Origin of the sequence: Bacillus sp. 491mf, assembly GCF_900112415.1 — a bacterium.
GTDB lineage: Bacteria > Bacillota > Bacilli > Bacillales > Bacillaceae_G > Bacillus_A.
Window position 1 is genome coordinate 1 of sequence record NZ_FOLV01000034.1, and the last position, 21,585, is coordinate 21,585.

At 37.4% G+C, this 21,585-nt stretch carries 22 protein-coding genes, 1 tRNA gene and 1 pseudogene; 3 read left to right on the forward strand and 21 right to left on the reverse strand.

Features of this window, described 5'->3' with window-relative positions; genetic code table 11:
• Positions 1 to 75, reverse strand: a tRNA-Asn gene (locus BM211_RS20540).
• Positions 76 to 198: 123 nt separating this feature from the next.
• Positions 199 to 645, reverse strand: a complete 447-nt coding sequence (locus tag BM211_RS20545; protein WP_035432491.1) for a SprT family protein — start codon at positions 643 to 645, stop codon at positions 199 to 201.
• Between the two features lie 107 nt (positions 646 to 752).
• Here BM211_RS20545 and cmpA point away from each other — a divergent pair, with 107 nt between their 5' ends.
• On the forward strand, positions 753 to 866 hold the full coding sequence (gene cmpA / locus BM211_RS20550; protein WP_020063275.1) for a cortex morphogenetic protein CmpA: 114 nt from the start codon (positions 753 to 755) through the stop codon (positions 864 to 866).
• 78 nt (positions 867 to 944) lie between these two features.
• Here cmpA and BM211_RS20555 read toward each other — a convergent pair whose 3' ends face one another.
• The 6 genes and pseudogenes from BM211_RS20555 to acpS all read right to left on the reverse strand — a co-directional run bounded on the left by BM211_RS20555 (position 945) and on the right by acpS (position 5,834).
• Positions 945 to 3,116, reverse strand: a complete 2,172-nt coding sequence (locus tag BM211_RS20555) for a Tex family protein (RefSeq protein WP_035432488.1) — start codon at positions 3,114 to 3,116, stop codon at positions 945 to 947.
• Positions 3,117 to 3,182: 66 nt separating this feature from the next.
• Complete coding sequence (gene ndoA / locus BM211_RS20560) at positions 3,183 to 3,533, reverse strand: type II toxin-antitoxin system endoribonuclease NdoA (RefSeq protein ID WP_020063273.1); 351 nt, start codon at positions 3,531 to 3,533, stop codon at positions 3,183 to 3,185.
• Positions 3,534 to 3,537: 4 nt separating this feature from the next.
• Positions 3,538 to 3,825 (reverse strand): antitoxin EndoAI, encoded by a 288-nt coding sequence (locus BM211_RS20565; protein WP_000004571.1) that lies wholly within the window; start codon positions 3,823 to 3,825, stop codon positions 3,538 to 3,540.
• 229 nt (positions 3,826 to 4,054) lie between these two features.
• Positions 4,055 to 4,213: pseudogene (locus tag BM211_RS20570) on the reverse strand (alanine racemase); the annotation flags it as partial.
• 157 nt (positions 4,214 to 4,370) lie between these two features.
• On the reverse strand, positions 4,371 to 5,318 hold the full coding sequence (locus tag BM211_RS20575; protein ID WP_035432611.1) for a LolA family protein: 948 nt from the start codon (positions 5,316 to 5,318) through the stop codon (positions 4,371 to 4,373).
• Between the two features lie 156 nt (positions 5,319 to 5,474).
• Entirely contained in the window at positions 5,475 to 5,834 is a 360-nt protein-coding gene (gene acpS, locus BM211_RS20580; protein WP_035432485.1) for a holo-ACP synthase, read from the reverse strand.
• Positions 5,835 to 5,922: 88 nt separating this feature from the next.
• Here acpS and BM211_RS20585 point away from each other — a divergent pair, with 88 nt between their 5' ends.
• The gene (locus tag BM211_RS20585; protein ID WP_035432483.1) at positions 5,923 to 6,492 is read left to right on the forward strand and encodes a rhomboid family intramembrane serine protease; all 570 of its coding nucleotides are present in this window, start codon (positions 5,923 to 5,925) and stop codon (positions 6,490 to 6,492) included.
• 2 nt (positions 6,493 to 6,494) lie between these two features.
• Here the strand turns inward: BM211_RS20585 and uvsE are convergent, their stop codons facing one another.
• The 13 genes from uvsE to BM211_RS20650 form a co-directional block, all read right to left on the reverse strand.
• Positions 6,495 to 7,457: a UV DNA damage repair endonuclease UvsE gene (uvsE, locus tag BM211_RS20590; RefSeq protein ID WP_035432481.1), complete on the reverse strand. Its 963-nt coding sequence runs from the start codon at positions 7,455 to 7,457 to the stop codon at positions 6,495 to 6,497.
• Positions 7,458 to 7,556: 99 nt separating this feature from the next.
• Complete coding sequence (locus BM211_RS20595) at positions 7,557 to 9,131, reverse strand: degradosome RNA helicase CshA (protein ID WP_090999228.1); 1,575 nt, start codon at positions 9,129 to 9,131, stop codon at positions 7,557 to 7,559.
• 581 nt (positions 9,132 to 9,712) lie between these two features.
• Positions 9,713 to 11,089, reverse strand: a complete 1,377-nt coding sequence (murF, locus tag BM211_RS20600; protein ID WP_090999230.1) for a UDP-N-acetylmuramoyl-tripeptide--D-alanyl-D-alanine ligase — start codon at positions 11,087 to 11,089, stop codon at positions 9,713 to 9,715.
• A 62-nt stretch (positions 11,090 to 11,151) separates the two neighbouring features.
• Positions 11,152 to 12,240 (reverse strand): D-alanine--D-alanine ligase, encoded by a 1,089-nt coding sequence (locus BM211_RS20605; protein ID WP_090999232.1) that lies wholly within the window; start codon positions 12,238 to 12,240, stop codon positions 11,152 to 11,154.
• A 288-nt stretch (positions 12,241 to 12,528) separates the two neighbouring features.
• Positions 12,529 to 13,818 carry an MDR family MFS transporter gene (locus tag BM211_RS20610; RefSeq protein ID WP_090999234.1) on the reverse strand — a complete coding sequence of 430 codons (1,290 nt, stop codon included), beginning with the start codon at positions 13,816 to 13,818 and terminating at the stop codon, positions 12,529 to 12,531.
• Positions 13,819 to 13,980: 162 nt separating this feature from the next.
• Positions 13,981 to 15,396 carry a branched-chain amino acid transporter BcaP gene (locus tag BM211_RS20615; protein ID WP_090999236.1) on the reverse strand — a complete coding sequence of 472 codons (1,416 nt, stop codon included), beginning with the start codon at positions 15,394 to 15,396 and terminating at the stop codon, positions 13,981 to 13,983.
• Positions 15,397 to 15,833: 437 nt separating this feature from the next.
• Complete coding sequence (locus tag BM211_RS20620; RefSeq protein ID WP_090999238.1) at positions 15,834 to 17,003, reverse strand: homogentisate 1,2-dioxygenase; 1,170 nt, start codon at positions 17,001 to 17,003, stop codon at positions 15,834 to 15,836.
• On the reverse strand, positions 16,969 to 17,925 hold the full coding sequence (locus BM211_RS20625; RefSeq protein WP_090999240.1) for a fumarylacetoacetate hydrolase family protein: 957 nt from the start codon (positions 17,923 to 17,925) through the stop codon (positions 16,969 to 16,971). The genes BM211_RS20620 and BM211_RS20625 overlap by 35 nt, the downstream gene beginning before the upstream one ends.
• A 93-nt stretch (positions 17,926 to 18,018) precedes the next feature.
• Positions 18,019 to 19,137: a 4-hydroxyphenylpyruvate dioxygenase gene (gene hppD, locus BM211_RS20630; protein WP_035432465.1), complete on the reverse strand. Its 1,119-nt coding sequence runs from the start codon at positions 19,135 to 19,137 to the stop codon at positions 18,019 to 18,021.
• Between the two features lie 66 nt (positions 19,138 to 19,203).
• The gene (locus BM211_RS20635; RefSeq protein ID WP_090999243.1) at positions 19,204 to 19,485 is read right to left on the reverse strand and encodes a hypothetical protein; all 282 of its coding nucleotides are present in this window, start codon (positions 19,483 to 19,485) and stop codon (positions 19,204 to 19,206) included.
• A gap of 126 nt (positions 19,486 to 19,611) precedes the next feature.
• Positions 19,612 to 19,722, reverse strand: coding sequence for a DUF3948 family protein (locus tag BM211_RS20640; protein WP_081904850.1), 111 nt, complete (start codon positions 19,720 to 19,722; stop codon positions 19,612 to 19,614).
• Positions 19,723 to 19,812: 90 nt separating this feature from the next.
• Positions 19,813 to 19,923: a DUF3948 family protein gene (locus BM211_RS20645; RefSeq protein ID WP_090999245.1), complete on the reverse strand. Its 111-nt coding sequence runs from the start codon at positions 19,921 to 19,923 to the stop codon at positions 19,813 to 19,815.
• Positions 19,924 to 19,974: 51 nt separating this feature from the next.
• Entirely contained in the window at positions 19,975 to 20,085 is a 111-nt protein-coding gene (locus BM211_RS20650) for a DUF3948 family protein (protein WP_035432457.1), read from the reverse strand.
• Positions 20,086 to 20,447: 362 nt separating this feature from the next.
• Here BM211_RS20650 and BM211_RS20655 point away from each other — a divergent pair, with 362 nt between their 5' ends.
• Complete coding sequence (locus BM211_RS20655) at positions 20,448 to 21,317, forward strand: Cof-type HAD-IIB family hydrolase (protein WP_035432454.1); 870 nt, start codon at positions 20,448 to 20,450, stop codon at positions 21,315 to 21,317.
• The last annotated feature ends 268 nt before the right edge of the window (positions 21,318 to 21,585 follow it).

The window sequence follows — 21,585 nt, forward strand, 5'->3', positions numbered from 1 at the left end:
TGGCTCCGCAGGTAGGACTCGAACCTACGACCGATCGGTTAACAGCCGATAGCTCTACCACTGAGCTACTGCGGAATATTTAAGACAATTTATATCTTATAAAAATTCATTTTCTAAGTCAAGTGCTTCCTACAACATTCTGTAGTGACGTGACATGTTTATAATATACTGGATTGTTTTTTTAGTGTCAAGGAGTTTTTAAACCTGCTTTAATTTCCCTTTACACTTCCCGCACACATAACGAACTGTATTTACTCTGCGTCTTCTTACATATTGAAAATGACACGTTATACATTCATACACATATTGTTTTACCTCTACTTGTCTCCCGGACATTCTTTTACAAAAACGCGGTGCGTTCACCTGCTTTAATAATTCACGAAAGTCTTTATCTCTATGCTGGTACCCTTTCCCCATAATATGCAAATGATAATGACATAACTCATGTTTAATTACTTCAATCAATTCCTTTTCCCCATACTTTACATAATAATGATAATTTAGTTCTATATTATGAGTGCTTAATATATACCGCCCACCTGTCGTACGTAACCGTTTATTAAACACCGCCTTATGCAAAAAAGGGCTCGCAAAATAATTTATCGATACTTCCTCCACTAATCTCTGAATATCTACTTCATACATCCTCATCTCTCCTACCCATTAAAATAAATCCACACGTCTCGTCGGTCTCATGCATACATTAAATAGTACATATACCCATCCTCATTCTTATCAAAGGAGGGATTCATATGCCAGCATGGCTTCGCAAACAAATGCGGCGTGCTTATTATGAAAAAAACCGCTATCAAATCAAATTACTTAACGAATGCTGGTTTTTTTATAAAAAAAAGCAACATCCCTAATAAACAAAGGGAATGGATCAACATATTCCACTCCCTTTTCATTCAACTAACAATAAACGCATCCATAGGCGTGGCTTTTTAATCTTCTAACGGTAACATAGATAAAGCGACGCGTCCTTTTTTCATATCAACATCATCGACCCACACTTTTACAATTTGTCCGACAGACACAATATCTAATGGATGTTTTACAAACTGTTTACTCATTTTCGAAATATGAACTAGTCCATCTTGTTTTACACCGATGTCAACAAAAGCACCGAAATCTACAACATTCCGAACTGTACCTTCTAATTCCATACCACGTTTTAAATCTTCTAGTTTTAAGATACCTTTTTTAAGAAGCGGCTTCGGTAATTCATCACGTAAGTCTCGCTCCGGACGGATAAGGGCATCAATAATGTCTCGCAGCGTTGGTTCACCAACGCCCGTTTGCTCTGATAACGAGGAAACTTCCACTTCCTCTAAGCGTTTTTGCAAATGAGGCTGTCCAACATCTGTAATAGATAACCCTAAACTTTTCACTAACAATTCCACATTCTTATATTGCTCTGGATGAATGCTTGTTCGATCAAGTGGATTCTCACCTTCTAAAACCCGTAAAAATCCGATGCATTGTTCATATGTCTTTGCACCTAATCGTGGTATATCTTTCAGTTCAGCACGTTTCGTAAACTTCCCGCTCTCTTCACGTTTTTTCACAATATTTTTTGCAACTGTTTTTGATAAACCAGAAACATATTGTAATAAGGAAACAGAAGCAGTATTTACATTCACCCCAACTTGGTTTACAGCTGTTTCAACAACAAATGTTAATGATTCATTCAACCGTTTTTGCGATACATCATGTTGGTATTGCCCTACCCCAACAGACTTTGGATCAATCTTTACTAATTCTGCAAGCGGATCTTGCAAACGTCTCCCTATAGAAACCGCGCTTCTTTCTTCAACTTGCAAATTCGGAAACTCTTCTCTCGCTAATTCTGATGCGGAATATACACTTGCCCCCGCTTCATTGACAATAATATAAAACACATCATGAGAAACTGTCTGTAGTACATCTACAATAAATTCTTCCGTTTCACGAGAAGCCGTACCATTTCCAATCGCAATTACTTCTACTTCATACTTTTCTAAAATGGAAATACATTTCTTTTTCGCTTCTTCATACTTCCGGACAGGCGGATGCGGATAGATGACATCGATATGAAGCACTTTCCCTGTATCATCTACAACTGCTAGTTTACATCCCGTACGATAAGCAGGATCTACAGCCAACGCTACTTTCCCCTTCATCGGCGGTTGTAACAATAAATTCCGTAAGTTCTCTGAAAAAATATGAATTGCTTGTTCTTCCGCTACTTCCGTTAGCTCTTTACGAATTTCCCTTTCAATAGACGGTTGAATCAAACGCTTATAACCATCTTCAATTGCTTCTTGTACATAATTCGCACTTGGTACGAATGAATTATGAATAACTTTTTTATGTAAAAATTGAAGAACGTCTTCAATCGGAGGTACAATTGTTACTTTTAAAATTTCTTCTTTTTCACCACGATTCATCGCCAATACACGGTGAGGAACAACCTTTTGCACTGGTTCTTCATAGCTGTAATACATTTCGTATACATTCTTTTCGTCTTTTTCTTCATCTTTTACGGCTGCTGAAATTGTTCCTTTTCTAAAGGTAGTATTGCGAATCCAACTACGATAAGACGCTTCATCAGATACATATTCTGCAATAATGTCTTTTGCCCCCTGCAATGCTTCTTCTGGCGACTGAACCTCTTTTTCTTCATTTACGAACACTTTTGCTTTTTCTAGCACGTCATCCTTCGCAAACGTTAATAACCACTCTGCCAAAGGTTCTAATCCCTTCTCTTTCGCAATCGTTGCTTTTGTTCTTCGTTTTTCTTTATATGGACGATATAAATCCTCGACCTCTTGTAGTTTTGTTGCAGAGGTAATATTACGACGCAGTTCTTCTGTAAGCTTTCCCTTTTCATGAATTAAACGCAACACTTCTTCTTTACGATTTTCAAGCTGTGTAATATATTGCCACCTTTCTAAAATCGAACGAATTTGCACTTCGTCTAATGAGTTTGTCCATTCTTTTCGGTAACGAGCAATAAAAGGGACCGTATTCCCTTCCTCTGTTAACTCAATAACATGACGAACTTGCTTCTCTGAAAAATTCAATTCTTTCGCTAGCGTTTTCATTAGCCCTTGGCGGTTATCTACCATTTCCATTTGCAACAAAACCTCCTTCAATAATAAAAAAAGTTGCTCTTACAAGAGAGCAACTTCAACGTTGAACTAAAAATCTATCAGTCCTAAACTAATTTGCAGAGCTTCATCTACACGATTCATCATCAGATCGTCTAACTGAGTGATTTTGTCCGTTAAGCGCTGCTTATCGATTGTTCGAATCTGTTCGAGCAAGATAACCGAATCTCTCTCAAATCCATACTTTTTTGCATCAATTTCCACATGGGTGGGCAATTTTGCTTTCTGAATCTGTGCAGTAATGGCCGCCACAATTACAGTAGGACTAAAACGATTCCCAATGTCATTTTGAATGACCAGAACCGGACGAACGCCTCCTTGCTCAGAACCAACAACTGGGGAAAGATCTGCAAAATACACGTCGCCGCGTTTTACAATCAAAAGATTACCCCCCGCTAACTAAGCGTTCTACTGTATGAGCTGCTTCATACTCTGCCAAGAAAGCTTCAGATGCAATACCAAGATTGATTTTTCCCATTTCAATGTACCCACGTCTCATTGATTCATGCTGGTAGCGCTTCTTTGTTTTATGTTGGCGCAATAGCAATTGTGTTGCCTGGCAAATAAGTTCATGGCGATTCTTATTCTCTTGTTTTCCAATTCCGTCTAATTCTGTTACCACTTGTTTCGGCAACCGAACAACGATTTCAGTAGTTACACTTGATTCGGACACAAAAATACACCTCCACCGTCAACTACACACACACATATACGACACCTATTGTAATAATACCATTGTATAGGGCCTGTTGCAAAGACTTCCTAATGTCTTGCTTTATGTTTTCCAACTTGGAAATAAAACATTCATTTCCTTGTACTTTTCTTTGTTATTCTTCTAAAGCGAGTTTCTCAAATTACCATCTAGTAAAAATATAAGTATTATAAACATACATTTAAACCATTGCAACCTCCACTGCCCAATGACCATATGCATTTGCTTTCACAACAGAAAAAATCTCTACACCGTTAAGGATAATAGACTGAATACGAGTTACATTCTCATAAATCGCATCTAAGTTTACCTCGGCCCATGCATCACGATAAAATGGCGATTTTCCCACCTAGAAAAAACACTCCCTTTATACGATATGCAGAGCTTATTCTTTTATATTCACTTTTTTCTCACCTTTATTACATCAGATTACATGAAATTTTTATCCATACATGAAGCCGTGCTAAAAAACGTGGTGTACACTGTAGTCACCACGTCTTAGTTGTTTACTTTACTTGTTTTTGAGTTACAGAACGCGCCACCATTAATAATTCTTCTTGTTTCAACTCTTTTGATACAAGCATATATTCCACTCCATTATGTGACCATGTAACAGAATCTTTTGTTAATGCCCCAATTGCGAAACCTAAATCAACAGGCTCCCCGCTCACACTTTGCGTCGCAATAGTTGGTGCTACTTTCGCTTTTTCTTGTATTAATGTAAAACTCTTCTTATTACCAGTGTACGTAAGAATATTACGTTTTCCGTTATCTGTATTAAATTCCTTCTCTTCTTTTAAAGTCATGCCTTGCGGTGTATCACTTGGATACAAAACAGCAAATGGCTTTTCTTGTTGAGCTGTCGTTTGTATATCCACTTGTGCTCTAGACATATTTTGCTTCGTATCAAATGCACCTTTATCAAATTTCGCGTCAAACTTTACTTTCGAAAAATCCACTTGTACAAGAACATTTTGATCGTTATCCATCAATTTCACTGAAACAGGCGATAAATCTTTTTTATTAAATGTAATTTGTTGCTTTGGCAACATATTTTGATGATGATAGTTTGTTTTTGTTTCAAACACATAATATTTATCTGTTTTCTTAAACGAACGGTCCTTATCGTTCAAAATATCTCTAACAAGTGATTCATACAAATATGCTTGACTGCTATTTTGCGGCCAATCACTTTGAAAGCGAAAACTTTTATTTAAAGATGGAGTAAGAACAAATACACCTTCATCATTTCGTAAAATAATTTGACTTTGATCTTTCTTTGCATTTTTTAAATTCACTCGGTAATACGATGGTTTATTATACCAAACTTCAACATCATACACTTGTGGTTCATTTCCCGTTTTAATCGATAGCTTCGCTTCTGCTTGATAGCTTTTCATATCTTTTACTCTTTCATTCAAATCTTGCACAACATCTTCTTTCTTCTTCTCCATACAACCAGCTAACAGAAAAACGGTCAACAAACCGACAATAAACAAAAATAGCCGCCTTTTCATACGTTCAGCCCCTTTGTCTCAATAAGTAAGTGGAAGAAAGCCTCTTCCTTAACGCTACTCAAATATATGAGACAAAGAGATGAAATATGCAGACTAGCTTGACGAGCTTTCTAAAACAATCTGCGCTACCGCAAACTCTCGACTATGGCTAATTGAAAGATGAATCGTATGACTTGTATCGGCAAGTAAAATAGGTTTCCCTCTTTCATCATTCATAATTTCAATATCCAAAAAACTAACCTCTTTGCCAATTCCAGTACCAAGCGCTTTCGAATACGCTTCTTTCGCTGCAAAGCGCCCTGCAACAAATTCACTACGTCTTTTTCCTTTTAACGCACAGGCCACTTGGCGCTCATTTTCCGTTAAAATACGCTCTGTAAATTTCGGCTGTCCCTCTATCATCTTTTCAATTCTTTCAATTTCAATAATATCAATTCCAACTCCTACAATCATATCCCGCCGTTCCTTCCTTCTATTTTCTTTCGCACTCTCATATTGTAAGAATAACAGACAATATGCTAACAGCAAAAGGAGTGTAAATATGAATACTCCATTCAAATACTCATTTTCTTCTTTCCCGCCGGTTACTATGGCACTACTTTTTATACAACTTGTTTTACTATCATTAGGAAATAAGAGTCTCTCTATCGGAATCGCCTGTAACGAGTGTATAGCTGAAGGAGAATGGTGGCGACTCATTTCTTCATTATTTGTTCATACAACATTTTCTCATTTTCTATCCAATAGCATCTGCTTCTTTGCGCTTGGATTTTCATTAGAAAAACAACTGCATGGCATTCGATTTTTATTTGTGTTTCTTACGTCTGGAATTATCGGAAATATTGCCTCTTACTTTTTCTTTCCGATCTACTATACTCATACAGGAGCTTCTGGTGCTATTTTCGGACTATTAGGAGTACAGCTTTACCTATTCTATATGCAATTTCAGCCTACTAGAAGAAAAGAAATCCTTCTCTTTGTTACCATTTTATGTATTCTCCTTGCGTTTACATTTCTCGATTCAACAACAAATTCAATTAGCCATCTAGCTGGATTACTTATAGGAGCTTGCTTAGGGCCATTATTCATAAAAAAAACAGATGGTGCATAAGCTTATTTCACCCAAAAGCTTGCACCATCTATTATTTCCACTCCCACCTTATCTGTCATATCCCTCATCAACTGCAAGAGTGCTTCGTCTTTTTGTTTTGCCTCTATCATACAGTGTATTTCTGGAACACTTCCTCTTATATGTCGCAAAAAAGAAACGAAAGAATTAGAATCAATAAAATCGGCATGCGCCCGCGGATTCTTCCCTTCTCGCGAACTCGAAATATGCATTTTAATCGGCAAAGGAGATTGTTCCCAAGTTTGCACAACACGTTCCCAGTGGCTTTCCCATTCTTCTAAATCATGATTCATCATATGATGATGTAAATCAAAAACTACCGGAATCCCAAGTTTTTCTCCTAAGTACAGCGTCTCTTTTAAAGAAAATGTAGTGTCATCATTTTCTAGCATAATCATCTTTTGAATCCCAGCTGGAACAAGCGACCAGTTTTCAATAAATTTTTCTAGCGCTTGTTCTTTATTCCCATATGCACCACCAACATGTAAAACACAACGATGCGTTCTATCGATTCCCATTCCCTGTAGCAACTTCCCATGCATCTGTAATGTTTTTAGCGACTGCTTTACAACAGGTGGACGCAATGAATTTAAAACAACAAAATGATCTGGATGAAAGTCAATTCGCATCCGTTTTTGTTTTGCGTATTCTCCAATTTTCCGTAAATTTTCTTGCAAAGGTTTTATATAGTCCCATTCTAACAACGCCTCATGGTTTGCCAGAGGAATTAATTTCGAACTTAAACGAAAGAATGAAATATCATGTCCATAATTATGTTTTAACAACCGTAAGCAATTCTCCAAATTAGAATTAGAAATCCTCTCTAAATTTTTGATTGCTGCTTCTCTGTCTTGCATTCGCTGAAACTTTGCATACGTCATTGTTTGCGAAGGAGAAGCATTTTTGACACGCACACTCATCGCAGCATACCCAAGCTTTACGAGCATTCCATTTCCTCTTTTCCGATACAAGTTTCTATGTAGTATACCCAAATAAAGATACAAAAAAGACAGCCTTTTGAAAAAGACTGCCTCTCTTCTATATGTTTAGTTAGATTGTGGTTTACGGCTTTGATGCTTTCTTTCGCCACTGCGCCCTCTAGGAGCTCCAGAACGCCCTTCGCCGCGTCCTTCGCCGCGCCCTTGACCTTCTCCTTTACGACCGCCACGATTGCGGTTGCCATCACGGTTACGGCCACCTTCACGATTACGGTTACCTTCGCGGTTACCATCACGATAACCACCTCTTCCGTTGCCGTTGCCGTTTCCGCTTCCGTTTCTCTTTCTAGAACGATCTTTTGAAACTACCGGCGGTTCTGATGTTAAAGAAACTGGCGTTGCATCCGGCTCTTTTGTCATCATTTTTAAAGCAGCTGCTACAACCGCTACAGAATCATGCTCTTCTAATAACTCTTCCGCAATACGTTTGTAGTATGATAAGTTTTCACTTTCGATCGTACTTTGAAGTTTTTCAGCAATCAAACGTTGTTGTCCTTCTAAAGCTTCATCTAATGTTGGTGGATTCATACGATCCATTTTACGTTTTGTTGTACGCTCAATATTCTTTAATTGTCCTGTTTCACGCGGTGTTACAAACAGCATCGCAAGGCCTGTTTTACCTGCACGACCTGTACGACCAATACGGTGTACGTATGATTCAGGATCTTGTGGGATATCAAAGTTATATACGTGTGTTACACCTGAAATATCAAGTCCACGTGCTGCTACATCTGTCGCAACAAGAACTTCGATTGAACCTTCTTTAAATTTACGTAATACAGAAAGACGCTTCGCTTGTGTTAAATCACCATGAATTCCTTCTGCTGCATAGCCACGTAAGTTTAATGCTTCTGATAATTCATCAACACGGCGCTTTGTACGACCGAATACGATTGCAAGCTCTGGAGATTGAATATCTAATAAACGTGTTAACACGTCAAATTTCTTTTTCTCTTGCACTTCTACATAGAACTGCTGAATGTTTGGCATAGTTACTTCTTTCGCTTTAACCTTAATATGTTTAGGTTCGCTCATGAAGCGTTCCGCAATGCGACGGATTGGATCTGGCATTGTTGCTGAGAACAATAATGTTTGATGTTCTTCAGGAACATCCGTTAAAATCGCTTCAATATCTTCAATGAAGCCCATATTTAACATTTCATCCGCTTCATCAAGAACAACTGTCTCTACGTTTTGCAGACGAAGTGTTTTACGTTTAATATGATCTAAAATACGTCCTGGTGTACCAACAATAATGTGTGGACCCTTTTTCAACGCACGAATCTGACGGTTAATATCTTGGCCGCCATAGATTGGTAAAATACGCACACGCTTATGTTGACCAATTTTGTATAGCTCTTCACCTACTTGAATTGCTAACTCACGAGTTGGCGCGATAACGATACCTTGAACTGTATCTTGACGTGTATTTACTTTTTCTAATAGTGGTAATCCAAATGCAGCTGTTTTTCCTGTACCTGTTTGAGCTTGACCAATGATGTCTACACCTTGTAAGGCTACTGGAATTGTTTCTGCCTGGATTGGTGTTGCCTCTTCAAACCCCATGCTTTCAACAGACTGTAGCAAAGAACTGCTTAATCCTAATTCTCGAAATGTTGTCAATTTTACTTCTCCTTTTCTATCTAAAATAGCCCAGATTATTCCTTCTTCTCATATTCACAGGATATCCAAGTAAGGTTGGGCTAAGTCTTCTTCAGACAAAATGCGTTATCAACGCAAGAGTGCCTGACAATTATAATAAAACTAGCTTTTGAAAAATGAATGTAACAAGTATGCACACTTTAAACATCCAAACGTAAAGCTAGACAAAAGTAGTCCCGAGACAAATTTATCCCGCTATTCTTGGGTAGTAAAACCCCGTTTCAAACAATTATAACTTTCAAATGGCAGGAGTAATTATCCTAACTATTCACTCAAAAAAGACACTTTCCGTGTTTGCGGAAAATGCCCTTTCCCTGATGTTTACATATATAAACGGGCCTACATTTATCACAAAAATACTCTACAACGTTATTACACCCTATCAATTATATGTTTTGTATGTGTAAAAAGCAAACCCAACTCTCTCCATATTTTATATATGAACTTTGTCATCTTTATCCTAGATTTTAAATCCCTTTATTGTAAGGGGTTCCAGTAATCAGACAATAGAGTAGACCATATACAGGACAACAAAGCCCCCATTACTTGATCATCGTAATAACGTCCTCTAATTTCATACCACGAGATGCTTTTACTAATACAACGTCTTTCACATCAACGACTTCTTTTAAATCCTTAACGAGTTCTTCTTTATTATCATAAGCTTTTACTCGGTCATTAGGAAAATTAATTTTTGCACCTTCTGCCATTTGCGCACCGAGCGTACCATACGTAAACACATATGCAATACGAGCTGGATCAATTAATTTTCCAACTTCATAATGAAATTGTACTTCTTGGTTACCAAGCTCTAACATATCGCCAAGCACAAGAATTTTTTTAGAAAATCCATTCAATTCATTCATTAAATGGAACGCTGCTTCCATCGCTGTCGGACTCGCGTTATACGCATCATTAATAATCGTTAACCCCGCATCCGTTTTTACAACTTCCATACGCATACCTGTCATCTTCAATGTCACTAAACCTTGTTTCATTTCTTCCCACGTTACACCAAAGAACTCAGCAACCGCCATTGATGCTAATGCGTTATATACATTATGCTTCCCAAGAACGGGCAAATAAAATACTACATCCTGCGCTTGATTCATTTTAAATTGTGTACCTGTTGCTTCCAACTTAACAGATACTTGGTGGTAATCATTCGCTCTTGCATCACCGAATGTAATTGTCTTTGCAGATAAATTCATGCCTGGTACACGTGTAGTTAACAATGGTTCATCTCCATTATAAACAAATACGCCATTTTCTTGTAAACCTGTCACAATTTCTAACTTCGCTTCGGCAATTCCGTCACGAGAGCCTAAATCCATTAAATGCGCTTCTCCAATATTTGTAATAATCGCTGCATCAGGACGAGCAAGCTTTGACAAAAATTCAATTTCACCACGGCTCGACATACCCATTTCTAATACCGCTATTTCTGTATCTTCTTCTAAATTTAAAATTGTCAAAGGAAGTCCGATATGGTTATTGAAGTTCCCTTCTGTTTTTTGCACTTTAAATTTTGTTCCCAGTAAGCTTGTCACAATATCTTTCGTTGATGTTTTTCCGTTACTTCCTGTTACACCAACTACTTTCACATTTAATTGGTCACGATAGTTTTTCGCTAATGTCTGTAATGCTTGTAATGTGTCTTCTACAAAAATAACTGGTACATTTTCCGGCGGGTTTGCCACGCCTTTTTTCCATAGCGTTGCGACAGCGCCATTTTCTATCGCTTTCTTTACAAAAGTATGACCATCAAAACGTTCCCCTTGAATTGGAACATATAAATTTCCTTGTTCAATCTTCCTTGTATCAATGGAAATACCTTTTATCTCTATATCATTCCACTGCTCCGCCAAACTAGTTCCGCATACCATTTGCTCAACTTGCTTCGCTGTTCGCTTTATCATATAAAAAACACTCCTTACAAGGAAGAAACACTATTCATTTGAATAGTGCTTCTCCTTTCTTGTTAGATTGTATATTTAATTTTTTGTTTTTCTTCATGACGTTCAATCGCTAAGCGCACTAATTCTTGAATAAGTTCTGGATACGCTAATCCTGTATTTTCCCATAATAGAGGGAACATACTAAATGGCGTGAATCCTGGCATTGTATTTACTTCATTAATAAATACATCACCATCTTTTGTTAAGAAGAAGTCTGCTCGCGTTAATCCCGCACCGTCTAAAGATTGAAATGCAAGAATCGCATACTCGTTAATCTTCTTATATTCCGATTCCTTAATTTCAGCAGGAATAACCATCGCCGTATCGCCATCAATGTATTTTGATTTATAATCATAGAATTCTTTTTTAGCTACGATTTCACCTACAACCGAACATTTCGGTTCATCATTTCCTAATACACCAATTTCCACTTCACGACCAACAATATTCTCTTCTACAATAATTTTACGATCGAATTGGAACGCTTCTTCAAATGCATTCTCTAACTCAGCACGATCTTTACATTTATTAATTCCAACGCTTGAGCCAAGATTTGCTGGTTTCACGAAACATGGATAGCCTAATGTTTCTTCAACTTTCCCATAAGCTTCTGTGCGATTTTTCTCCCAAACACTGCGGATGAATGAAACATATTTCGCTTGCGGTAAGCCTGCTTCCGCAAAAATATTTTTCATAACAACTTTATCCATACCTGCAGCTGACGCTAACACACCATTTCCTACATATGGAATATTTATAAGTTCTAACAAGCCTTGCACTGTTCCATCTTCACCATTTGGTCCATGTAATAACGGAAAGATTACATCGAGTGCATTCTCTTTATCAGAAGATGACATTGGGATAATCTCTGAACTTAATGATACAGGAGAAATTGCGTTCTCTTCTCCGTTCAGTTGCAACCCTTGAACGCTGTTTACTTCACCTTCAAGACGCTCACCGCGAACCCATTGTCCTTGTTCAGTAATATAAATTGGATGAACCTCAAATTTTTCTTGATCTAACGCTTTACTAACAGCAAGAGCTGTTTGTAAAGAAACTTGATGCTCCGCTGATTTTCCACCATATAATAAACCTAATTTAATTTTCATAATGAAATCACCCTAATCGTTTGTTTTCATTTTTCTATTGTAGCACTTTTTACAAAAATAGATAGTTCCTATTTTCGTAAAAAGCGAAACCGTCCACAAATAGCATGATAGCCAAGTCGACATAACCATTTTTCTAGTTATGTACCTAATAGTATGAGAAAAAGAACGTATTTGTGTATAATGAAAACTTTATCCCGCATTAACGGGCAGTAATACCCCCACCTCAAAATTCGGCGAAAGCAAAGAGGTTAGGCGGGAGCTAAACTGCCCGTAAAAGCCCGATTGGTTCAACTAATAATCAGTGGGGGATGAAGTTCGCTTTACCATATTGTCTTTTTGTCTTTGCTCTACAAGTCGGTCTAATGATATGTAAACAAGTCCCGCTACCACACATCCGATTCCTAAAACCGTAAATAAAACGTGACCTAACAAACGATCGAGTAAAAACCCTGCAAGCAGAGGACCGAACGCATTACCTGTAATCCATTGTAAGCTAGCCGCTCCCATATACGTACCTCGCAGGTGCTCTGGTGCTAAGTTTGCTATAAATGTCATTTGGACAGGAGACATAATCATTTCTCCTAATGTATAAATCGCATATACAATTAATAGCGTAACAAGAACTACAGTAGCATTTGCCCCCATTCCGCCAAACCACCTCGGAAGCCATCCGATGGCAAGAAGACCTATTCCAAATAACCAAGCACCGTATAGCATCGTTTTCCCTACCGGTTTATCAGTCGCCCATTTCGAAATTTGAAATTGAAACAAAACTACCAAAAGTCCGTTCATAGCCATTAAGTAAGGATATGGATTATTCACTCCAAATATCCCTTTCATTTCATTATCAAAATGAAGAGGAAGCATACCTTCTGTTTGCGAAAATCCCATCGAAATAACAATTCCAGCCAATATATAAATGAGTAAAATTTTATCTTGAAATACAATTTTCCATACAGATTGTTTCGCTTCTTCCTCCTTACTCGTTTGTGTTGTTACATCTTTTGGCATTGTTTCTTGAATAAGTAGTAAAACTAGTATTGCGTAGAACAACATAGAAGATGACGCAATCATAAAAATAACCGTTTTAGAAAGCACTACAACCGAAGCACCTATAATTGGGCCAATAGCAGCTCCGATATTATGCCCCATTCGCAGCAAACCATATGCTTCTGTTCGCTTTTCAGGTTCAGTTACATCAGCTACCATTGCGGAGGCTGCCGGATGGAACAACGAATTACTTAGCCCTAAACAAATAGATAAAATAGCATATGGTATAAAACCATCTATAAATAAGAACCCAAGCATTAAAATCGCATTGCTAGCCATTGAAAATATCATAATTGGCTTTCGCCCATAAACATCCGCAATTCGGCCGCCTATAAGAGAACCAAAACTTGCCGCAATTGGAGACAGCGCCATAATAATTCCCACTTGCAGCAATGAATCCACTTTATCTTTTAAATATAATGCAAAAAATGGCATTAACATCATCATTGCAATTCCATTTAACGTCTCCCCAATAAATCGAATCCAAACATTACGATCCATCTGCTTTAATTCTTGCCATGTTTTCTTCATATTCTCCCCCTCCCACTACTTTTGGGTAGTAAGCGCCTGGTCGATTCCACTATCCAATCGAAACTTCACTTAATCGACCAAATTTCATCTTATAATATTTTTGTAAAAATGTAAATTTTCAAAAATAAAAAGCCGTTCTTTTTCTTAGAACGGCTTTCAACCTTATAGATTCACAGTTTTTTCATCACTAGGTTCTTTGTGTAATGCACTATTCTTTCTGCTATATAAGAAATAGACTCCTATTCCAATTACCATCCAGATTCCAAAACTTTTCCATGTAATTGCCGGTAATTGAAGCATTAAATATAAACAAAAGATTACAGTTAGTGCTGGTAAAATCGGCACAAGGGGCGCTTTAAATGCACGCGGTAAATCTGGATGTGTTTTTCTCATTACAATAACTGCAATTGCAACGAGTGTGAACGCAGATAGAGTTCCGATATTTACAAGATGAGCTAGTACACTTAAGTCAACAAGTCCTGAAATAAGCGCTGCTACAACCCCTGTTATCCATGTATTTAAAAACGGTGTTTTAAACTTTGGATGTACTTTTGAAAAACGGTTCGGTAATAAACCGTCACGACTCATTGCATACGACACACGGACTTGACCATACATCATAACTAACATAACAGTTGTAATTCCTGTAATCGCACCTACTGAAATAACACCTGCCAAACCATCTTTTCCAATAAATTGAAGTGCAAATGCTACTGGATCTGAAATATTTAATTTTCCATACGGTACAATACCTGTCAAAATAAGCGAAACAACAATGTACAAAACAGTACAAATTAATAACGATGCAATAATACCAATTGGTAAATCACGCTGCGGACGTTTTACTTCTTCCGCCGCTGTTGAAACGGCATCAAAACCAATAAAAGCAAAGAATACCGTCGCTGCGCCTACCATTACACCATCAAAACCAAACGGCATAAACGGTGTCCAGTTTTCTGGTTTTACATATTTAACACCAGCAAAGATGAACAATAGTACAACGGCTAATTTAATGAGTACCATAATATTATTTACACGGGCACTTTCACGAACACCTCGTGATAAAAGGACTGTCATAATTAAAATAATACAAACAGCTGGTAAATCAATAATTCCACCTTTTCCTGCCCCAGGAGCAGAAGCTAAAATGGTTGGAATTTGAATTCCAAACCCTTTTAATAAAGACTGAAAATAAGCTGACCATCCATTTGCAACAGCTGATGTTGCCAATAAGTACTCAAGCATTAAATCCCATCCAATTAAAAAGGCAAACACTTCTCCCAGCGTTGCATATGTATACGTATACACACTTCCCGATACCGGTACGCTAGAAGCAAATTCTGCATAACAAAAGGCGGCAAAGGCACAAGCGAGTGCAGCTAATGCAAAAGATAAAATAATAGCAGGTCCAGAATGTTTCGCAGCAACTACTCCTGTCAAGACGAAAATACCTGTCCCAACAATCGCCCCTACCCCTAACATCGTTAAATCTAATGCTCCTAATGTTCGATCCAATTTCTTCTGACTTCCCTCTTGCAACAGTTGTGTAATCGGCTTTTTTTGAAAGATTTGCTTCATCCCCAGCACCTCGGCATTTGTAATTTTCTGAAAATTTAATATTTAAATTCATTTTACTTATTTCATCTTTTTTCGTCAATAACTTAATAAAAAATTTGTCATTCCATCACTATTTCGAATGATCTGAACTAGTATGGTGCGTTATTGTAGTACAAATGAAAATTATAAAGATGATTTATATTTGTATATTTTTATATCATTCTATAAATATTTTTGGTATTTTAAATATGTCGATTTCTTTACAAGGAGCTGACTAAAAAGTTCACGTTTTAGTCAGCTCCTTTCACTTTTTTGTATAATTCAGCTTTGCGGATCAACTACTTGTATGTCGAAGCGCCGATATATCGCAAAGAACGGTCGATAACGAAAAAAGAACTGACTTCAAAAGGCACTTATGTACCATTTGGGTCAGTTTGTTCTTTCGACATAGTAGTCATTTATACGGTATGTGTGCCTCGTTCTATCCAACTGTACATGTATTGCTCATCTTCCATATCATGTGCATCTTTTATAATGCGTAGTGGACGGAATGTATCAATCATAACCGCTAGTTCGATTGTCTCCTTTTTACCAAGGCTAGCTTCTGTTTTCCCAGGGTGTGGTCCATGTGGAATACCGCTCGGATGAAGCGTAATAGACCCTTCCTCTACCCCTTTTCTGCTCATAAAGTTGCCTTCTACATAATAGAGCACCTCATCACTATTTACATTACTATGGTAATACGGTGCCGGAATTGCTTCTGGATGATAATCATATAGACGCGGAACGAATGAGCACACAACAAAGTTATGTCCCTCAAATGTTTGGTGTACTGGCGGCGGCTGATGAATGCGTCCTGTAATTGGCTCAAAATCCTCAATATTAAATACCCATGGATATAAGTGCCCATCCCATCCTACAACATCCAAAGGATGATGCTGCAAAACATGTTTATGCATATATCCTCTCGATTTTGTCATCACAACAAACTCACCTTTTTCATCGTACGTTTCCAACGTCTCAGGACCACGAATATCACGCTCACAAAACGGACTATGTTCTAACAATTGTCCGTACTCATTGCGGTAATTACGCGGTGTTGTAATTTGACTATTTGCTTCAACAACGAGAAATTTCGATTCTCCCGCTTCAGGCATTACACGGTAGATCGTACCGATTGGAATAATAATATAATCTCCTTTTCGATAGTGAATCGTGCCGAACATTGTCTCGATTTTTCCAGACCCATAATGAACAAATAGCATCTCATCTCCATCGCCATTGCGATAAAAATAGTCCATTTTTCCCGCCCCGTTTACAACCCCAATTCGTAAGTCTTCATTTCCTAATAGAAAATTCCTTCCGTTCACGGCATCTCCTATTTTTCTATATTCTTTCGTTCGAAAATGACGATGCGCTAACGCTACATCTTCTTCATATTGCAATTGACAAGACCGCGCTAAAGAAGCATGCCCAACTTCTGTTGGCATGTAATGGTGATACAAAATAGATTGCGTACCAGAAAAACCTTTCGTCCCCATAACTTGCTCACGATAGAGCGTTCCGTCTTGTTTACGAAACTGTACATGTCGTTTACGAGGAAGTTCCCCCATGCGACGATAATACATGCTCATCCCCCGCTTTCTTTTCTGCTTTTACCGTATTACGCAATGTCCCTAAACTAGTAATGTTTAACTCTACCACATCGCCGTCTTTCAGCCATCTCTCTATTCCAAGCTCTAAAATACAGCCGCTTCCAACCGTACCAGAACCAAGTATATCTCCTGGATACAGCGTAACACCTTGAGATGCTCGTTCAATCATTTCAGCAAACGTATAATAAATATCTTGAAAATTACCTTTCGACCATTGTTCGCCATTAATATGAGCTGTCATTTCTAAATTGTAACGATCCTCATTTCGATATATGTCTAACTCATCTTTCGTCACAATATACGGCCCAAGCGATGTAGAAAAGTCCTTTCCTTTTGCTGGTCCAAGGCCGACCTTCATTTCATGCGCTTGTAAATCTCTAGCGCTCCAATCATTCATAATACAATATCCAAAAATATATTCATGAGCTTGCCCTTGCGAAATATTTTTACCTTCTTTTCCAATGACACAAGCAATCTCTAATTCATAGTCAAGTTTCTTCGTTGCATTCGGACAAATAACAGCTTCTTCCGGTCCAATCACAGCGCGATGATTCGTAAAATAAAAAACAGGAATCTCATACCACTCCGGAACAATATCTAAACCGCGGCGACCCCGCGCCGTTTTTACATGTTGTTCAAATGCATAAAAATCACGGATACTTCCTGGGTTTGGTAAAGGTGCACAAAGCTCTACATCCGCAACATGATAAATACCACTCTCTGGCGTACCAATCTTACTGATGATTTCCATATATTCATCGGATTTCTCTAAAAAAGAAATCATTGTGGACGGAAGCGCCCCCAGGCTTGCCGTATGCATATCAATAACTTTGTCACCTTCAAGCCAACCAGCTCGCATTTCTTGTGAAGGAAGACGAAATGTAATAAACTTCATCATTTTCTCTCCTCGCTTAAAAAGTAAAGCGCGGGAGGAAGGAGCATCTCTCCTAACCATTACCCCGCTCTAACAGGCAGTAAAATTTTCATTTTACAGATTTCCGCGACGCGCCTGTTCTCTTTCAATCGATTCGAATAACGCTTTAAAATTACCTTCTCCAAATCCCCTTGATCCTTTACGCTGAATAATCTCAATAAATAAAGTTGGACGATCCACAATTGGCTTCGTGAAAATTTGTAATAAGTACCCTTCATCATCACGATCCACAAGAATTTTTAGGTCTTTTAATTTTTCAATCTCTTCATCAATTTGACCAACACGTGCTGTCAACTCTTCATAATACGTATCTGGCGTATCTAAAAATTCGACGCCATTTGTACGCAGCGCAGAAACAGTTTTTACAATATCATTCGTTAATAATGCAAGATGTTGTACACCTGCTCCGTTATAGAACTCTAAATACTCCTGAATTTGTGATTTTCTTTTTCCATCTGCCGGTTCATTAATTGGAAACTTAATACGGCTTCCATTTGTCATTACTTTCGACATTAATGCAGAATACTCCGTACTAATATCATCATCGTCAAAATGAATCATTTGTTTAAAGCCCATTACATTTTCGTAATAACTTACCCATTCTTCCATTTTTTCTACGTTTCCAACAACATGATCAACAGCAACTAAACCTGTTTCTTCCACCGGAACAGTAGATGTAAATGGTTCATATCCTGGCATAAACGCACCCTTATAATTCTTTCTTTCTACAAGTGTATGAATCGTATCACCGTATGTGCCAATGACCGCTTTTTTTAGAGTTCCATGTTCATCAGATAGCTCTTCTGGCGGGGCAATCGCAACTGCTCCACGCTTTACAGCTTCTGTATATGCTTTCTCTACATCTTCTACTAGAAGTGCTACATCTTTTACTCCATCACCGTGCTGTTTTACAAATTCAGCAATACGGCTATTTGTATTCAAAGCACCTGACACAACAAAACGCATATTTTTCTGTACAAGTACGTAAGATACTTTATCTCGATTTCCTGTTTCTAAACCAGAATATGCAGCTATGCTAAATCCAAATGCTCTTGCAAGGTAATAACTCGTTTGTTTTGCATTACCAACATAAAATTCTAAATGGTCAACATCACGTACTGGAAAAAAATCCTCCATTTGTGCCGCTAAATCTTCCATGGACTTTTGTTTCATAACTTCCTCATCCCCCTGCAATATAATTTTCTAATTTCTTCTCCCAAAAAACGAAAACGCTTCCAATTACGAGTAAAAAAACAAACCGCACCGCAATTTGTTTTTGTCAATTTTAAATCTTCTGTCTTTTCCGTCAAATACCTTCCTTTTTCTCACATAGAAAATTCGACTTTTTTCTATCCATCCCATACGAATTAACATTTCCCCCACTATATAAACCCATCTTGCTTTTTCATCGTCTAAGTCACTGATATGTAAAACAAAGCATGACCCGTACTCGCTTTCTCCCTTTGTTTTAAACATTGCGTGCAGCAGAAAAAGGAACTTACCGCCTCTATGCATGTCCAAATGTGCTCATCCTCCTAAGAAAGTTTTATGTCGTTTTTTATTTGCTCTGACATAATAGTACAACAAAAAAAGACTTCGTTTTCCGAAGTCCCTCTTTTCTCTCACGTCCAAAATTATCTACTTAAATTATACTAACGCACTTGATAGAAACATAATTAATGTTGTTAAAGCCATTGCTACTCCTGCTGATCCTAATAAATCCACTTTTGTTAATTGTAATACTTCTTTGTTTTCCATTATCCTCATTCTCCTTTTAATAGATTTCTATATGTAACTTGCACTTTGTAATAGTTTTCCGCTCTACTTCCTATACAAAATTGCTTTAAATTATACTAACGCACTTGCAAGAAATACGATGAATGCTGTTAATACCGCTGCTGCTCCCGCTGATCCTAATAAGTCCGTTTTTGTTAGTTGTAATACTTCTTTGTTTTCCATTGTTTTCATTCTCCTTTTATAAGATGTATATATTCCGCTCGTTTTTTACAATTAAACTAAAACACTTGATAAAAATACGATTAGTGCCGTTAATGTTGCCGCCGCTCCTACTGATCCTAGTAAATCCATTTTTGTTAGTTGTAATACTTCTCTATTTTCCATTGTTCTCATTCTCCTTTTTTTATAAGTATTTATATGTAATTAAAATTTATGTCATCTCTAAGAAATAGTTTGTTCAAAGTTTTTAAATTAACGTTACATTTAAGTAACAACTGTAACGTTTGTAACATTAATGTAACATAACTATTTTATTTAAGCAATAGCTCTATGAATTTATTACAATTTTTTTTAGGAATCTTTAATACTATTATTGCTTTCTAATATATATGTAATAGTAGCGACATATAAGTCGCTACTATGCGCAGCCAGATGGCCTCGTCCACCTTTTAAAAAGAAAGAAGGCCTTTATGTCGGTGTTTTAACTTGCGTATATATAGTATGATGGAAACAAAGAGGTGAGCACTTTGAAATTAATCGCACTTGATATGGATGGCACACTGTTATCATCCAATCTAGAAATCTCCAATGAAAACTTGGAAGCAATCCGAAATGCTGAAGAAGCAGGACACATCGTTATGATTTGTTCTGGTAGAGCCAAAGAAGATATTTTAAAACTACTTGAGCAATATCAATTATCCCTTCCACTAGGTGCTAGTAATGGGGCAGTAGTATACGCTGATGGAAAGGTCATTCACTCACGTACTTTAAAGAAAGAAAAAGTATATGAAATTGCCAAGCAACTCGAAGCGGAGAAGTTTCCGTATAAACTCTATACAAACAAAGGTGTGTATGCACCGTATAATTGGAAAGAACAAGTTACAAAGTCTTTTCAACTAAATGAAGAGTCTCTTGACATTACAATTGAAGAAATTGAACGAATTACCGAAAAGCAACTAAAGGCTAACTTAATTACAACATTCCAAAGTATTGAAGATGTAATATCCGATTCAACTATTGAAATTTCAAAATTCTTCATCCTTACATTCAATAAAGATAATCGTACACAATTGCTACAATCATTAGAAAAAGATGACGCAGTGATGGTGACTGCATCTGCTCCAACAAACTTAGAAATTATGGACAAACACGGCCATAAAGGCACCGGATTACAGGAGATGGCAAAATATTTTCATATCCCTTTACAAGATACAATTGCCATTGGGGATAATTTTAATGATGTACCAATGCTAGAGGTAGCAGGTTTATCGATTGCAATGGGAAATGCAGAAGCTGCCGTAAAAAATTTATGTGATGTTGTTACGTTGACAAATAATGAAAACGGCGTTGCTTATGCAATTGAGCGGTATGTATTAGAAACAACCCTACAAAAATAAGCCAAGTACGATAGGCTATTCAGCAAAGATAATTACTTTATTCTCTGACGGGAAGGTATTTTTTCTTTTCACACTGGAGGATAAAACAACTCGAATTTTATAAAGTGAAACTTTAATCAGTGGGGGATTCATCCCCCACTGATTATTAGTTGAACCAATCGGGCTTTTACGGACAGTTATCCCCACCTATCTTCTTCGATTCTCTCTCAATCTTGAGGTGGGGGTCTTACTGCCCACGAATAGCGGGATAAATCCTTATCTTTTAACA